Genomic DNA, 16,532 nt, shown 5'->3' on the forward strand with positions numbered 1-16,532 from the left:
TTTTTTCGTTACTTGCGGTTTGAAATGGAAGGCAAACCGTACATGCGCGAACAACCGGAATACCAGGATGCATTTGATCAACACAAAGCAACCGTACTCATCCCCACTTATAACAATGCGGGAAGTCTGGCTGCTGTGCTGCGCGATGTGCTGACCTATACCAACTGCGTGCTGGTTGTAAACGATGGTTCTACTGATGATACACTACAAGTGCTGGAACAGTTTCCCCAGGTACAGCTGGTGAGTTATACGCAGAACAGGGGAAAGGGATTTGCCTTGAGAAAAGGTTTCGCAAAAGCTCTGGAGCTTGGGTTTGATTATGCCATCACCCTGGATGCAGACGGGCAGCATTTTGCGAAAGACCTTCCTACCATGCTCAATTGCATTGAGCAATATCCTAACACCATTGTGGTAGGTGCCCGCAATATGAACCAGGAGAATGTACCGGGCAAAAGCAGTTTTGGCAACAGGTTTTCCAATTTCTGGTTCTGGTTGTATACCGGCAAAAAGGCACCGGATACGCAAAGTGGATATCGGCTGTATCCTATCCGGGCAATGAAGAAGATCCGGTTTTATACCCGCAAATATGAGTTTGAAGTGGAAGTGCTGGTGCGTTCGGTATGGAATGGAATAAAGGTGGAGTTTGCCCCTATCAGTGTATATTATCCCCCGGCAGAAGAAAGAGTTTCTCATTTTCGTCCCTTTCAGGATTTTTCGCGAATAAGCGTTTTGAATACTGTGCTGTTTTTTATCGCCTTTCTTTATATCAAACCAAGAGATTTTTTTCGGTCGCTTTTCAGTAAAGAAAAAAGAGCGGCGCTCTTAAATGAATTACTGGAGTCGGATCACAGTCATGAACGCAAAGCGGCATCCATTGGATTTGGTGTATTCATGGGTATTGTACCGATCTGGGGTTTCCAGTTGATTGTGGCGATCTTTTTGTCTGTATTGCTTAAACTTAACAAGGCCCTGGTAATAACTGCTGCTAATATCAGCATACCTCCCATGATTCCCTTTATTTTGTATGGGAGTTTTCTGGCTGGCGCTCCCTGGATGGGTGAGCAGGCAACTGCGGTTCCCCTGCCCAGTGAACTCAGCCTGGATTCGATCAAGGTAAACCTGCAACAATATATTAGTGGTAGTATAACACTGGCCGTTGCGGCAGGACTCCTGTTCGGAATCATCTCCTACATTTTTATGAAATTGGTGAACAAAAAAACCGGTCCGGTTTTATAGTCACGTATGCAGAATCCTTTTGTTCAAATGGATCGCTTCTTCAGGAAACATCGCTTTGTTTTCTGGATCGTGTTCCTGGCTTTTGTCGGGGTCACTGCGCTGCTGGCTTCCCGCATCAAACTGGAGGAGGATATCACCAGCATTATTCCAAGGGATGAAAAGACCAATGCGCTGAACGAAATCTTTCAGCAATCCAAATTGCTGGATCGTATGATCCTGACTGTTGGAACCAGGCAGGCTGAAGCACCGGATCCGGATTCCCTGGTAGCAGTAGCGGAGGAACTGGCGGATTCCATTGCTTCACAGTTACCTGAATATGTAAAGGAATTACACCGGGAGGTAAAAGAAGAAACTACGCTGCAATTGTTTGATGCGGTACATCAGCACCTGCCGATCTTCCTGGAAGAAAGTGATTATGAAAGCCTGGATTCTCTTACACAACGTGATAAGATCAAGGAAACACTGGAGAGGAATTATGCAACCTTGCGATCACCAGCCGGATTAGCATTCAAACAATTCATCGCGCGTGATCCGGCAGGCATTGCCCTGCCTGCGCTCCGCAAACTGCAATTGTTACAATATGATCAGCAGTTTGAATTATACGACAATCATATCCTGACGCGGGATGGAAAGCAATTGATTCTTTTTCTGACACCAGAGTACCCAAAAAACAATACAGCGGAGAATGCGGTTTTCCTTGAGAAACTGGATCAGTTGCTGGAAACATTTCAACAACAGTATCCTACCTATAGCATCACTTATTTTGGCGGAACTGCAGTAGCTGTTGGTAATGCGGTTCAATTAAGAAAAGATACACTGCTTACGCAGGGCATCATGCTGGCGGTGCTGGTTATTTTCCTGGCCTTGTATTTCAGAAGGTTCTTTGCTCCGGTACTGATATTGGTACCAGCGATCCTGGGCTCCCTGCTCGCGCTCTCGGTGATTGCACTAACCAAAGGATCTATATCCGTAATTGCACTGGCAACAGGTTCTATTATTTTAGGGATAGCAGTCAACTATTCGCTGCATGTGTTCAATCACTACCGGCACCAGCCAGATATGGAAACAGTGTTGCGCGACCTGGCGCATCCTATGACCATTGGAAGCATTACCACCATTGGTGGCTTTCTTTGCCTGCAATGGGTGCAGTCTGAAATGCTGCGCGACCTGGGATTATTTGCCGCCATCAGTTTATTGGGGGCTTCTCTTTCCTCCCTGATCTTTTTACCGCAACTGATCAGCCGAAAACAGCAACCGGCAGCGCATGCCTCCAGAGGCTGGATTGACCGGCTAGCCTCCTACCGGATAGAGTCGAATAAAAAGTTAGTGGTTACGATTCTGCTGCTCACCTTGTTTTTTGCCTTTTTTATTCGCAAAGTGGGATTTGAACCTGATATGAATAAGATGAATTTCATGTCGGAGAAACTTCGCAAGGCAGAGCAGGAAGTGAACCGGCTGAATGCATTCGCGCTTCAATCCGTGTATATCGTTTCCAATGGAAAAGACCTGCAGCAGGCATTGGAGCGAAATGAATCTGTGGTGAAGCGATTGAATGAAATGGGTGGCACAGGAGTGGTGAAGAAATATTCCGGGCTGTCAGCCATATTGATATCAGATTCCCTGCAACGCGAACGCCTGCAACACTGGAATAATTTCTGGACACCGGAACGCAAACAGGCTGTGCTGCAGTTAACGAAACAGGAAGCAGCTGCCATTGGATTTAGTGATCAGTTAATCCAATCTGTAGAGAGTATGCTCAGTACAAGCTATGATCCACTGACTGATTCAGCGGCCATTAGTTTGTCGCCCGAACTGCTGGAATCCTATATACTGCCCACCGATTCACAAACCCGGGTACTTACGCTGGTAAAAACAGCCCCTGAAGACAAGTCTTTTATCTATACAGAGTTTGACTCACGGGAAGGCATAACCGTATTGGATATGCAGTATGTTACCGGTCGGCTGGTGGATATGGTACGGGCCGATTTCAACAGCATCAGCTGGATGGTTGCTGCGATTGTATTTATTGTACTACTGATTTCCTTCGGCAGAATTGAATTGACACTGATTGCCTTTATACCCATGCTGATCACCTGGGTCTGGATCCTGGGAATCATGGGATTGTTTGGAATCAAGTTCAATATTGTAAACATTATAATTTCGGCACTGATTTTTGGATTGGGTGACGACTACAGTTTGTTTACATTGGATGGCTTATTGCAGGAATACAAAAACGGCAAGAAAAATCTCTCCTCTTTCAGGTCTTCCATTTTTCTTTCTGCCATCACAACAGTAACCGGATTGGGCGTATTAATCTTTGCAGAACACCCTTCCTTAAAAAGTATTGCACTCATCGCAATACTGGGAATTGTTTGTGTGGTGCTGATCTCACAGGTGATGATTCCTTTTTTGTTTCATCTGCTGATCACCAACCGGGTGAAAAAAGGAATGCAGCCATTTACGTTCTGGAGCCTGGCCAAATCTGCTTTCGCTTTTCTCTATTTTGTAATCGGGTCATTGGTATTAACACTGGTTGGGCTGCTCCTCGTTAAATTCAATCCTTTTGCAGGCGAAAAAGCTAAGTATCTGTTTCACCGGATTCTTTGTAAATACACCTGGAGCCTGATGTATATCATGCGGAATGTGACCAAACGAATTCACAATCCAGGTGGAGAGGATTTTTCCAAACCTGCAGTGATCATCAGCAATCACCAGTCGTTCCTGGATATTCTTTCCATTGTGATGCTGCATCCCAAAATCATTTTGCTCACCAACGACTGGGTTTGGAATTCACCGGTATTTGGTTTTGTTGTGAAGATGGCAGATTATTTCCCCGTAAGCAAAGGAGTAGAAAGCAATATTGATGGTATCCGCGAACGCGTGAAAAATGGTTATTCAGTAGCCGTATTTCCGGAAGGTACCCGCTCCTATGATGGAACCATGAAACGGTTTCACAAAGGAGCTTTTTACCTGGCGGAGGAATTGGGAATTGACATCCTGCCGGTAGTGTTGCATGGTACGGGTTATACCATGAGTAAAGGCGATTTTATTTTAAAAGACGGAACAATTACTATTGATATTTTACCCCGAATCAAAGCAGAAGATCAGGTCACTTACGGAGAAGGATATGCGGAAAAAGCAAAAAAACTGAGCCGTCAATTTAAGGAATGGTATGGAGAACGTAGGGAGCAATATGAATCGGTGGATTGGTATCGGGAACAATTAGTATACAACTATATTTATAAAGGTCCTGTGCTGGAATGGTATATGCGGATTAAGACAGGGCTGGAAAAGAATTATGCACTCTTTGATCAGTTGGTGCCTTTAAGTGGTCGTATACTGGATATTGGCTGCGGATATGGATTCATGTCGATGATGCTGCATTTTCGTTCCAAAGAAAGGGTAATTACCGCACTTGATTATGATGAAGAAAAAACCAGCACGGCGCAACACTGTTATGGCCGGGGTGCTGCTTTACAATTTCATGCAGGCAATGCATTGGAGTTTCCTATGTCACAGTATGATGCAATCCTGATTTGTGATGTATTGCATTACCTGTCGCCATCAGATCAAAAGGCATTGGTTCGGAAGGCGCTTGACCATTTGAATCCCGGTGGTAAACTGATCATACGGGAAGGAAATGCAGAAATCCGCGACCGGCACAAGGGTACTGAATTGTCGGAGTTTTTTTCAACCCGGGTGTTTGGATTTAATAAAACATCCGCCAACGGGTTATCCTTTTTATCGGGAGCCACTATTCATGAATTAGCGGTTGAGAAAGGATATGCCTGTGAAGAAATAGAAGCTTCCCAACGCACCAGCAATACTGTGTTTGTACTCCAAAAACAAGATGTAGCCTATGTTGCCTGAGTACGATATAGTAATTGTCGGATCTGGATTGGGTGGCCTTCTTTGTGCTGCCCTGCTTGGTAAAGAAGGGTACAGTGTATGTGTGCTGGAAAAAAACAGGCAGTATGGTGGCAGTTTGCAGACCTTCTCGAGAGATAAAACTTTGTTTGACAGTGGGGTACATTATATAGGGGGACTAGCACCCGGACAAACATTGCACCAGGTATTCAGTTATCTAGGTTTGACAGATGCCTTGAACTTACAACAATTGGACGAAGATGGATTTGACCGGATCGTTTTTCTGGAAGATGGGGCTGAGTACGCATTGGCACAGGGTTATGATCGGTTTGCAGCCAAATTGAAAGAGGCATTTCCGGGTGAAGAGTCGGCCATTGATCAGTATTGCTCAACCATTCGGGAGATCTGTTCCAGGTTCCCCATGTACAACCTGAGAACAGGAGAGGGGATGAGTGAGAAAGAGAGCGTAATGGGAATTGATACCCTTGCTTTTTTACAATCGATCACCAACAACCAACGATTACAGGAAGTATTGGCAGGAAATAATTTTTTATACGCGGGCGAACCAGCTAAAACGCCCTTGTATGTACATGCGCTGGTTGTCAACAGTTATATCGAAAGTGCCTGGAAGATAGTGGACGGTGGATCACAGATAACCAAACACCTCGTTAAGCTGATTCGCTCTACCGGTGGGGATTTGTTCAATCACACAGAAGTGATAAAACTGAAAGGAGAGGATGAGCGTTTAACCAGAGCCGTTACCAAAGATGGAAGACTGTTCATTGCGAAACATTTCATATCCAACCTGCATCCGAAACGAACCATGGAAATTACAGAGTCGCCACTTCTTAAGGCAGCCTATCGCAACAGAATAAAAAGATTGGCTGACACAATATCGAGTTTCAGTTTGAATGCAGTATTAAAACCGGGAGTCTTTCCCTATTTGAATCACAATTATTACCTGCACCATCCGGGTGCGGTATGGAAGGCCGTGGAAGCAATGCCTGGGGACTGGCCCTTATCTGCGGGTGTGTTTTTTACGGAGGATGCGAATCACCCCGGATTTGCAGAATCAGTAAGCATCTTAACGTATATGTCCGCCGGAGAATGGGAGCCCTGGAAAAATAGTTTCAATACAGATAGTCAGCAGGGTGAACGGGGGAATGATTATTATCGCCTTAAAACAGAAAAGGCTGAATTGTTACTCGACCTGGTGGAAAAACGATTTCCGCATTTAAGGGAGGCTATTAAGTCATACTCCTGCGCAACACCACTTTCTTTCCGGGATTATATTGGTACGGAGGATGGTAGTCTATATGGTATTGCGAAAGATTACCGCCATCCAATGGCTACTTATCTCCCGACGCGGACCAAGGTTCCGAATTTATTTTTAACAGGACAGAATGTGTTATTACACGGAATTTTGGGAGTAACGATCACAGCCCTGACTACCTGTGCGGAATTCGTGCCGGTTGAGGACTTGTTGAAAAAAATCAGGAGTGCAACATGAGTAAAGCAACTAAAACGATAGGTTGGAGAATTGGCAAAACCCTGTTGATTATACTGGGAATTTTATTGTTGCTCCTGTTGGCCTTGTTTATCTACCTGGTACAGGTATCCAAAATTGAGCCACCGGCCATCACTGACCGATCTGCAGACCAACTGCAGAGAACCGAAGTATCGGACAGTTTTTATTATCTCAACAATAACTGGTTTCATGTTTCACGATCTGGTTTATACGAACTCTATGTCGAAGGTAAACCTTATGAAAGAGGTGTGATCAATGGAAAGCTGACAAAAGAACTGGTACAACGACAGGAAGATCATTTTAGCGCTCAGATAGAAAAGATGATTCCTTCCACTTTCTACCGGCATTTCCTGAAATATTTTATTGGATTTTTTAATCGGGATTTGCCTAACCAGGTGAAAGAAGAATACAAAGCCGAAATCTATGGCGTGTCACAGGCTGCTTCAGAAAAGTATGGTTATATAGGAACGCCTTATCAACGAATCTTAAATTATCATGCGGCACATGATATCGGTCACGCTTTGCAAACCATGGCCCTGGTAGGATGTACTTCTTTTGGAACCTGGGGTGCTCATTCCAGGGATAGTGCTTTTATAATTGGTCGGAATTTTGATTTTTATGTAGGGGACCGCTTTGCCGATGATAAGCTGATCGCTTTCATAAAACCCGACAGTGGTTATGGATTTATGACCGTAACCTGGGGTGGATTTACAGGTGCTGTATCAGGCATGAATGAAGCCGGACTAACGGTAACGATCAATGCTGCAAAAACGGATTTGCCTCCGGGATCTGCCACTCCTGTTTCATTGGTTGCGAGGGAAATATTGCAGTATGCAGGTAATATTAAAGAGGCAATTGCTATTGCCGGATCGCGAAAAATGTTTGTCTCGGAATCCTTCCTTGTGGGTTCGGCGGCTGACCAGAAAGCGGTGGTGATTGAAAAAACACCGGAGGCGCTGGATGTATATGATCCCAACCAGAATTATATTATTTGCGCGAATCATTTTCAGAGTCCGGAGTTAAGTAAACTGCCTTCTAACCAGGAACAAATAGCTGAAAGTGCATCAGCCTACCGGTATAAAAGGGTGCAGGAATTATTAGCGCAAGCTAAGGAGAACACGGTTGAGCAGACCATCCATATATTGCGTGATACCCGCGGACAGCAGGGTGCAGATATTGGTTTGGGAAATGAGAAAGCCATCAATCAGTTGATTGCACATCATGCAATTGTATTTGAACCGAATAAACGATTGGTATGGGTTTCAACCGCACCCTGGCAGGAGGGACAGTTTGTCTGTTATGATCTGAAAAAAGTGTTATCCATGCGTGGATTAAAAGAGGGGCGTGAAATTGTAGACAGCAGTTACCTGATACCTGCAGACACATTATTACAAACCGGAGAATTTAAACGATTCCTTCAGTTTCGTGCATTTAAACAGCGGATATTGGATGGAGGTATAGTTGCGCCTGATAGCATCATTGCAAGCAATCCATCTTATTATCATGCCTATGTACTGGCAGGAGATATGGCAGCACAATTAAAGAAGCCGGCGGAAGCAATTCGCTATTACCGCCAGGCTTTGACGAAAGAGATTGCCACGGTTCCGGAGAGAAAATCGATTGAGGATAAATTGAAAAAATTAGGAGGCAACTAAACTTATCATTGCTCCAATTGACCGTCTTTTGCTTTTTGTTTCATTTGATCATTGGCGATAACAGCCAGCTCAACCCGACGGTTTTTTTGGCGATTCACTTCACTATCGTTTGGATATTTTGGTTGTGTTTCGCCATACCATTTTACTTCCATTCTGTTTTCTGTTATTCCTTTGGAGGCAAGGAAAGCTTTAACTGATTCAGCTCTTTTTTGGGAAAGCATCATATTGTATTCATCCGAACCTGTATCATCGGTATGGCCTTCAATAACAATAAGTGTTTCCGGGTAACGGACAAATACATCTACTGCTCCGGACAAATCAGTTTTGTAGGCATCACTAATGGCAGCGCTGTTGATGGTGAACATAAGTCCGGAGTCAAAAGTAACATTGATTCCTTCTCCTACCCGTTCCACTTCAGCGGTAGGTATAGCCTGTTTTAGTTCGCGGGCCTGCTGATCCATTTTTTTCCCGATGAGATTGCCTGCTACGCCGCCAATGGCAGCACCTGCAAGTATTCCCCAGATACTGCCCTTTGAGACTGCAGCACCGATCGCTGCACCGCCTGCCGCACCAACGGCTGTCCCTTTTTGTTGTTTATTCATGGTAGCGCAGCCACTTAATAATAGCGCTACAGATAGAATCGGTAACAATACTGTTCTCATAAATCTTATTTACAAACAAGTGAAGAAAACATATCCCATTTCATTTCTCTTAAGCCTTTATCCAATGCGGCTTTAACTTCCCTGCAGATCAACTCTTTTTCCTCTGCCGTCATTTTTGACCTCAACTCCTGTGCATTGGTGGTGCCATATTTTTCCTGTACCATCTTCATTCTTGCATTCATTCGGGTGACATAAATATCCAGGTCGGATTTACCCATGGATACAGATTTATCGTAAGCTTCGAAAGCAGCATCATAATTTCCTTCTGCCACCCGCCAGTCCCCTTCCAGTAAATAAAACTGTGCATTTTGCGGATCAAGGGATTTTGCTTTTTCCAGGTAGAATGCTGCACTGTCTTTGTTGTTTAATTGCTGTTGGTGCAGATTCGCGAGTAGTGCATAATTGGAAGCTTTCGCTTTATTGTCCCGATTTTTTTCTGTTAATGCGACCAGTTTTGAAAAGCAGTTACTTGCATCCTGTGGGCGGTTGAGGGCATTGAATGCCATCGCCTTTTGAAACCAGGCACTAATACTTTTATTTTTCGATGCTTTCAATGCCAGATCACTTGCAACCAGGGCATCCTCGTATTGTCCCAGACCATTCAATGCTGCTGCTTTCCCAGATTGAATTTGCTCCCTGGCATCTTTGGTTTTACAGTTTTTTTCCATAGTGGAATATGCTTCCAATGCCTCTGTATGTTTCTTTTCCGCCAGTAAGGATGCGGCAAGTTTTAATTGCTCATAACATTTGTTGCCCATGGTGAAGGTTTGCCCTTCGGCAACCTTCACCAGGATACAACAAAGAAAAAAGATGAATGTATTCTTCATAGTAATATTATTGAACAGTCATTTCCACCCTTCTGTTCAATGCCTTGCCTTTGCTTGTTTTGTTATCGCCTACCGGATTGGCTGATCCAAGTCCTTCGGTTGTAATCCGGCCTTCCTCAATACCTTTACTAACCAGGTAAGCTTTAGCCGCCTCTGCACGTTTTTGAGAGAGTGGAAGATTGATTTTATCTGTCCCTGTATTATCTGTATAACCGGTAAGTTTTGCAGATACGGTGTTGTATTTCTGCATATAATCGACCAGCAGATCCAGTTCCTTTTTACCGGCAGCGGTAAGTACTGCTTTGCCTGATGCGAAAGTAACTTCGTTTGCCTGGAAATTCTCAACAGCCGGGCAGCCCAGCATGGCAGCTACACCTGCAACAGTTGGGCAGCGATCTTCTTCATCATTTATGCCATCGCCATCTGAATCCGGAATCGGGCAGCCATTGTATTTGGCCAGACCTTTTTCATTGGGGCATTTATCTTCTTCGTCGTTAATACCATCACCGTCAGTATCCGGAATGGGGCAACCATTGTATTTGGGTAATCCCACTTCATTGGGGCATTTATCGTTCTCGTCATTGACGCCATCTTTATCAGTATCCGGGATTGGACAACCGGCATATTTTTCAAGTCCGGGTTGATCAGGACATTTATCGACTTCATCATTTATACCATCACCATCCCGATCAGGAATAGGACAACCTTCGTAACGGGCCAGTCCTGCCTGGTTGGGGCATTTATCTTTTGGATCGGGAATGCCATCTCCATCAGAATCAGCTGGAATTAATTTTCCAAACAGTTTGAATTTTAATCCGGCCTGAATATTTTGATTAAAGTACTTGGCATCTCTTGTTGAATTGGTATTATCCATATTGGTTATACCATGGAAATACCTTCCGAATAAAACAAGTCGGCCATGCGGATTAATTTCAACTCCGCCGAAAGCAGAGAGACTGGTAGACTTGAAGGCATTTTTGTCAACAATGTCATTTTCGTCTTTTACGGAAGTTGTGAAGCTTACCTGCGGACCTGCAACGATTGCAAAAACATCGCCCAGGTGTAATTTCAGTTGAAGGGGCAGGGAGAGATAACCGATCTTGCCATCCCGCAGCAGGGTTCCCACATCCTGTGATTCATATTGAAGCTGGGAAAAGGTTAATTGGGGTTCAAATGAAAAACGTTTGCTGATGGGAAAGTTAAACCAGGCACCGGCTGTCCAACCCGGACGAGTATCGTACTTATCGGGAACAGATCCGGTGACTCTGAATTTATTAAAATCCATTGCACCCAATAATCCACCACTAACGGTGTAATGTTCCTTTACAATGGTCTGGGAATAGCTGAGCAAACTGCCTGCAAATAGGAGTAGAAGCAGTATAAATGGTTTTCTCATTCCTGTAGCATTTTAGTATGAATAAATGACTACTACAGGCCTTTAACCGTTACTTAAATATATTGATTATCCGATATATCAAAAATTATTTATTGCAGGAAGTCAAAATATTCCGCTTTTAGTGGAGACGGTTTTCCACTTGTTTGTTTAATTACTAGTTTGATATAGCGACCTTGTTTAACAGATGTGAATTTAAAACTGCGTTTACTTGGGTCATTTACAATATTTCCAAATTCGAATGCTCCTGCAGATTGCCAGTTTTTAGCATCAGTGCTGGTGAAAATTTCGCCTTTTTGCAGAAGGCCGTTTTTAGTATGATTGGGAGGCAGGTAAGCAAATCCGGATAAAGCATAGGTGTCTCCCAGGTCTATCTGGATTTGTGAAGCAGTAGCCTCGATTGTTTTCCAGTTTAAAGGTGAAACTCCAATCTGATCAGAGGAGACTGCCCCCATCTCATTGTTGGCAAAAGCGACTGCTTTTATTTGTCCGCCTTTGAATTCAAAAGGCGATGTATAAAGTGTAGCCTTGTCTGAAGGTGCAGAGCCATCAGTAGTGTAATAGATCTTTATTCCGGAGTTGATATTAGTTCCATAATCTTCGCCATGAGGTTTCCAGTTGAATGTTTTTTGAACAGGCAGGATGGAGAGCAAACCATCTTTCGTGCGACTGAAACTCAGTTGAGGCGGACGTGTTTTATAAAAATGCGCAGCAACTTCTGTTATAGCGGGCAGGTATCTGGTACCAGTGATGCGTAACCGAAAACGATCAGTCGTAATTTCCGGAAACCGGAGGATGCGTTTGTATCCGATATTGGTAGCTGCGGCGATTTCTTTCCATTCATTATTGATCCATGCTTCCAGGGTGTGGCTGGTAACCCTTTCGCCATGAGATTTAACAGCTTCCTGAATCACAAAGCGATTGATGGTCACAGGTTGTGGTGTTTTGATTTCAATGGCCGTGGATGTGTCTTTTACAAAATAATAGGTGTTGTCTTGTTTGTCCAGTAATCCGACGGGGGCATCTGCGTTTTGAAGCAGGTTATTGGAATAGGTAGCGGTGATTCTTTTTCCAACCTCTTCCAGCACTGCCACATCTTCGGGTGAAAATTTCCCATCCCGGTTGGGTGGAATATTTAAGAGGAATGTAGAGTTTCCACCAACTGAACGTTCATACATATCAAACACATCATCGGCGCTACGGACTTTCTGTTCGGTATCGTCTCTGTAAAACCAGCCTTCGCGGATGGAGGTATTGGTTTCCGCCTGCTGGTAGTGCAGGAATTTTGCTTTGTAGAGTTGTTCGGGATGACCAAGAGAATCATCTGTCAGATCGGCGAAATTATTCATCAGGGCGGGATCTGTGTCATAGGGCATTACATTCCACTCCGTACTGCGCGTATTACCGGATTCATTGCCACACCAGCGAATATCCTGTTTTCCGAAAATCACTGCCTTGGGAGCGAGTGTATGAATTAATTTCTTCCATGCGAGGTAATTGTATTGCTGGCCGCCTTTTGTTTTGGGATGTGCTCCATCAAACCAAACTTCATCAATGGGACCATACTCCGTAAGCAATTCAAATAACTGGTTCAGGAAATATTCGTTGTAGTCATCCACTTCAAATTCGAAAGTTGTGGTATTGGCAAAAGGCCGGCCTTCCACAGGACGGGGAATGGTTCGTTTAGTGATGGGTGAGAGATTGCCATATAAACCGGTTTTGCTTTCTATCTGGAAAAGATCAGCGGGTGACAGATAGACGCCCAGCTTGAGTCCGTATTTTTTACAGGAGGCGCTGAGGTCTTTCATGATATCGCCCTTGCCATTTTGAAATGGAGAGGACATGATACCATGGGTGGTATACCGGCTTTGCCAGAGAACAAATCCATCGTGGTGTTTGGCGGTAAGAATCACCATTTTCATACCGGCGGCCTTCATGGCAGCACACCACTGATCAGTATCGAGTTGTTGAAGGTTAAAGATTTTTGGGTCTTCCATACCATTGCCCCATTCCATACGGGTGAAGGTATTTGGACCAAAGTGAATAAAGGCGATGAACTCATTTTTCAATGCTTCGTATTGGTTATCGGTAGGCACTACATGGGCTGCTTTCAGCAGGATGGAATCAGGTGTATCCGTTTCGGTAATAACCACTGTACTGGCTGGGGTATACAGATTTTTCTTAACACTTGGGTAGCAGGAGAAGATTCCGGCAGCCATCAGGAAGAGCGAAACAACTTGAACAGATTTCATACTGATTAGAATAAGACATCAAATTAGTTCAAGTTATGGGTAATTATTGACTCATTCTTGTTCATTCAATGGCCTATATTCACTGTATGAGAGACAATTCAATCAAAAAAATATCAAGGCAGGGTTTCTTAAAGGAAGCTGGTTTGCTGACGGGTGGTATTTTTGTTTTTCCAATGCATGCTGTTTTTGGAGAAGAAAAGAATAATTGGGCAACCTATCAGCTGGTAGTTCCTGATAATGCAAACAAGATTGAACTCGAAGCGGCAGAACAATTTCGTCAGCAATTACTTCTGATGTCTGATTTCAATCTTCCTATAGTTAAGGAGAATGAGTATGGATCAGAGTCTGCTTTTTTTATTGGAAATACCCGAAAGGCCCATATTGAAACGGAGGCACTAAAACTTGAGCAGGACAGTATCTTAATTAAACCTGAGGGGCAGAATCTGATTCTTGCAGGCGGTGGCGAATTGGGAGTGCTGTATGCAGTTTATCATTTCCTTGAATCAATTGGATTTAGAAAATATACATCAACGGTTGGGTTTGTTCCGAAAGCAGCAAGCATTCAGTTTCCGGAAAAAGAAATAGTACATGTTCCCTTTATAAAATACCGTACAACCAACTATAAAGACACACGTGACCCTGCCTATAGCAACTGGCATAAGCTTTCATCCAGAGAAGTATGGGGATTATTTGTACACACGTTTAACGAGTTGGTGCCACCGGATGAATTCGGAACAACGCATCCGGAATATTTTTCATTGATTAATGGCAACCGGTTGCCAGGAACACAAATTTGCTTATCGAATGCCCAGGTGCTTGAAAAAGTTGTAAACAAGTTACAGCAAAAAATAAAGGAGAAACCTGCGGCTATTTATTGGTCAGTAAGCCAGAATGACAATGATCAGCATTGCCAGTGTTCGGAATGTACCAGGCTGAATAATGAATATGGTGGTGTTCCAAGTGGCTCCATTATTTATTTTGTGAACCAGGTAGCAAAGAAATTTCCTGATAAAATTATTTCAACGCTCGCGTATTGGTATTCAAGAAAAGCACCTTCTAATATTAGTATTGAACCAAATGTCAATATTATGCTATGTAATATTGAAAGCAGGCGGCATTTACCTGTGTATACTACTGATCCTGCATTCTCAAAAGACCTGACTGATTGGGGTAGGTTGACGAATAATATTCTGATTTGGGATTACAACATTCAATTTACTAACCTGGTGAGTCCGTTTCCAAATCTTCACACGATTAAACCGAATATTCAATTTTATAAAGAGAATCGGGTTAACGCTTTGTTTATGCAAGCCAATGCAGAGGCTGGAGGTGAAATGGCCGGACTGCGTGCTTATCTTATCAGTAAGCTAATGTACAACCCGGATGCAGATGACAATGCTATTATTAATGAGTATCTAAATGGTTACTACGGAGAAGCTGGTAAATTCATCCGTTTATATATTGACAGTATGCGGGAATCGCTTTTGAAGAGCGGAGCACAACTCAATATTTTCGGCGGACCAACTGATGCAAAAGATTCCTGGTTGTCAATGGAAATGATGGGGCAGTACAATCGAATTTTTGATCAGGCAGAGGAAGCAGTCAAAAAGAATGCGGACTTACTTAAACGGGTAAGGATTGCGAGGTTACCTATTATGTATGCAGAGATACAGATCGGAAGAAATGAGCTGGACACAACTCGAAGCATGTTTAAACGCATATCCGGTAAAAAAGTAGTTGTAAAGCCTGAAATGAAAAGTATGGTGAGTGAATTTGTTCAACTGTGCAAAGAAGATGGAGTTACAAGGCTTCAGGAAAGAAGTACACCGCCTGATGATTTTCTTAAATCCTATAACAGAATTTTTAAAGGGATGGAAGAAATGGATAAGGTTATTTCAGTTGGTAAACCTGTCATTCCCATTAGTTTTCCTGAAAAGAGCCAGGCAGCAATTTCCGCTTTGACGGATGGGATCCTGGGGTCTTATGAATCATGGAGCAATCCGGATATTCATTGGGTTGCTTATAAAGGGCAGCATATGGATTTTGTACTAGACTTGGGAAAACTAATGACAATTAATTCAGTATCTATGGATTTTCTAAATGTACAAGCCCAGGCAGATTGGAATCTGCTTGTTTTGCCCTCCTTTGTTAGCTATGCTGTATCAGTGGATGGCAAAACCTATTCTGCCGCACAAAAAATTGTGAACCCTCATAATCCGAACCCATTTGAGAACCCAGCCATCATCAAAGTACCTTATCACACCTTTAATGCAACCTTTAACCGAACCAAAGCAAGATATATAAAAGTGCATGCGGAGAGTATGTTGCAGTTACCATCCTGGCATATCAGAAAAGGACAGCCTGCTTGGTTGTATACGGATGAGATTATGGTGAGATAAAGGAACTCATTTACGCTGGCTCATCCAGTAAGTATCTATACAGGAGTCCGGCTACAGCGGCACCAGCTATAGGGATCAGGATAAAGAGCCATAATTGTTCAATGGCCCAACCACCCACAAATACAGCCTGACTGATACTGCGTGCAGGATTAACTGAAGTATTGGTAACGGGTATGGAAATAAGATGAATCAGGGTGAGTGCCATTCCGATCGTAATACCTGCAAAGCCATTAGCTGCTCGTTTTGCAGTTGCTCCCAGAATGATAAAGAGAAACATGGCCGTCATCATAAATTCTGTTACAATCGCTGCTTTCATACCATATTTCCCGGGTGAATGTGACCGGTATCCATTCGCTGCAAAGTCTCCGATCTGTGTTCCATTTCCTGTTGCAACTATGTACAAAAATGCCGCCCCTGCTATTGCTCCTAAAACCTGTGCAAGTATATACATGGGTGCCATCCTGGCTTCAAATTTACCTGCAGCAACCAATCCAATGGTTACGGCAGGATTGAGGTGAGCTCCAGAAATAGGTCCCAGTGAATAGGCAATGGTTAGTACAGTCAAACCAAATGCCAGAGAAACCCCTAACAGCCCAATTCCTACACCAGGGAAGGCTGCTGCCAATACAGCGCTACCACATCCTCCGATTACCAGCCAGCAGGTGCCGATGAATTCTGCCAGATAAATTTTCATATGTAAAATATTTGTTGGA

At 43.6% G+C, this 16,532-nt stretch carries 10 protein-coding genes; 5 read left to right on the plus strand and 5 right to left on the minus strand.

Going from position 1 to position 16,532, the window contains the following annotated elements:
• Window positions 1–24: 24 nt before the first annotated feature.
• Genes MD536_RS12425 through MD536_RS12440 form a run of 4 tightly spaced genes read left to right on the plus strand, consistent with a single transcriptional unit; the run spans window position 25 to window position 8,286 of the window.
• The gene (locus MD536_RS12425; protein ID WP_239600110.1) at window positions 25–1,236 is read left to right on the plus strand and encodes a DUF2062 domain-containing protein; all 1,212 of its coding nucleotides are present in this window, start codon (window positions 25–27) and stop codon (window positions 1,234–1,236) included.
• Between the two features lie 6 nt (window positions 1,237–1,242).
• On the plus strand, window positions 1,243–5,106 hold the full coding sequence (locus MD536_RS12430; RefSeq protein WP_239600112.1) for a 1-acyl-sn-glycerol-3-phosphate acyltransferase: 3,864 nt from the start codon (window positions 1,243–1,245) through the stop codon (window positions 5,104–5,106).
• On the plus strand, window positions 5,096–6,613 hold the full coding sequence (locus MD536_RS12435; RefSeq protein ID WP_239600114.1) for a phytoene desaturase family protein: 1,518 nt from the start codon (window positions 5,096–5,098) through the stop codon (window positions 6,611–6,613). The genes MD536_RS12430 and MD536_RS12435 overlap by 11 nt, the downstream gene beginning before the upstream one ends.
• Window positions 6,610–8,286, plus strand: a complete 1,677-nt coding sequence (locus MD536_RS12440; RefSeq protein WP_239600115.1) for a C45 family peptidase — start codon at window positions 6,610–6,612, stop codon at window positions 8,284–8,286. The genes MD536_RS12435 and MD536_RS12440 overlap by 4 nt, the downstream gene beginning before the upstream one ends.
• Before the next feature lie 5 nt (window positions 8,287–8,291).
• Here MD536_RS12440 and MD536_RS12445 read toward each other — a convergent pair whose 3' ends face one another.
• The 4 genes from MD536_RS12445 to MD536_RS12460 all read right to left on the minus strand — a co-directional run bounded on the left by MD536_RS12445 (window position 8,292) and on the right by MD536_RS12460 (window position 13,420).
• Window positions 8,292–8,948 (minus strand): YiaD family glycine zipper/OmpA-like lipoprotein, encoded by a 657-nt coding sequence (locus tag MD536_RS12445; protein WP_239600117.1) that lies wholly within the window; start codon window positions 8,946–8,948, stop codon window positions 8,292–8,294.
• Between the two features lie 5 nt (window positions 8,949–8,953).
• Window positions 8,954–9,775 carry a tetratricopeptide repeat protein gene (locus tag MD536_RS12450; RefSeq protein WP_239600119.1) on the minus strand — a complete coding sequence of 274 codons (822 nt, stop codon included), beginning with the start codon at window positions 9,773–9,775 and terminating at the stop codon, window positions 8,954–8,956.
• Window positions 9,776–9,782: 7 nt separating this feature from the next.
• Window positions 9,783–11,171 (minus strand): OmpA family protein, encoded by a 1,389-nt coding sequence (locus MD536_RS12455; RefSeq protein ID WP_239600121.1) that lies wholly within the window; start codon window positions 11,169–11,171, stop codon window positions 9,783–9,785.
• Window positions 11,172–11,260: 89 nt separating this feature from the next.
• Window positions 11,261–13,420 carry an alpha-L-fucosidase gene (locus MD536_RS12460; RefSeq protein WP_239600123.1) on the minus strand — a complete coding sequence of 720 codons (2,160 nt, stop codon included), beginning with the start codon at window positions 13,418–13,420 and terminating at the stop codon, window positions 11,261–11,263.
• An 86-nt stretch (window positions 13,421–13,506) separates the two neighbouring features.
• On the opposite strand from MD536_RS12460, the gene MD536_RS12465 reads away from it, so the two are divergent.
• Entirely contained in the window at window positions 13,507–15,819 is a 2,313-nt protein-coding gene (locus MD536_RS12465; protein ID WP_239600125.1) for a glycoside hydrolase family 20 protein, read from the plus strand.
• 10 nt (window positions 15,820–15,829) lie between these two features.
• Here MD536_RS12465 and aqpZ read toward each other — a convergent pair whose 3' ends face one another.
• The gene (gene aqpZ / locus MD536_RS12470) at window positions 15,830–16,513 is read right to left on the minus strand and encodes an aquaporin Z (protein ID WP_239600128.1); all 684 of its coding nucleotides are present in this window, start codon (window positions 16,511–16,513) and stop codon (window positions 15,830–15,832) included.
• Window positions 16,514–16,532: the final 19 nt, after the last annotated feature.

The organism is Flavihumibacter cheonanensis (assembly GCF_022352215.1).
GTDB classification, from domain to species: Bacteria; Bacteroidota; Bacteroidia; order Chitinophagales; family Chitinophagaceae; genus Flavihumibacter; species Flavihumibacter cheonanensis.

Bases quoted from the DNA above. Each gene is read 5' to 3' on its own strand.
- MD536_RS12465 (WP_239600125.1), top strand. From the start codon at position 13,507: ATGAGAGACAATTCAATCAAAAAAATATCAAGGCAGGGTTTCTTAAAG.
- MD536_RS12425 (WP_239600110.1), top strand. From the start codon at position 25: ATGGAAGGCAAACCGTACATGCGCGAACAACCGGAATACCAGGATGCA.
- MD536_RS12450 (WP_239600119.1), bottom strand. From the start codon at position 9,775: ATGAAGAATACATTCATCTTTTTTCTTTGTTGTATCCTGGTGAAGGTT.
- MD536_RS12435 (WP_239600114.1), top strand. From the start codon at position 5,096: ATGTTGCCTGAGTACGATATAGTAATTGTCGGATCTGGATTGGGTGGC.
- MD536_RS12440 (WP_239600115.1), top strand. From the start codon at position 6,610: ATGAGTAAAGCAACTAAAACGATAGGTTGGAGAATTGGCAAAACCCTG.
- MD536_RS12455 (WP_239600121.1), bottom strand. From the start codon at position 11,171: ATGAGAAAACCATTTATACTGCTTCTACTCCTATTTGCAGGCAGTTTG.
- aqpZ (WP_239600128.1), bottom strand. From the start codon at position 16,513: ATGAAAATTTATCTGGCAGAATTCATCGGCACCTGCTGGCTGGTAATC.
- MD536_RS12460 (WP_239600123.1), bottom strand. From the start codon at position 13,420: ATGAAATCTGTTCAAGTTGTTTCGCTCTTCCTGATGGCTGCCGGAATC.
- MD536_RS12430 (WP_239600112.1), top strand. From the start codon at position 1,243: ATGCAGAATCCTTTTGTTCAAATGGATCGCTTCTTCAGGAAACATCGC.
- MD536_RS12445 (WP_239600117.1), bottom strand. From the start codon at position 8,948: ATGAGAACAGTATTGTTACCGATTCTATCTGTAGCGCTATTATTAAGT.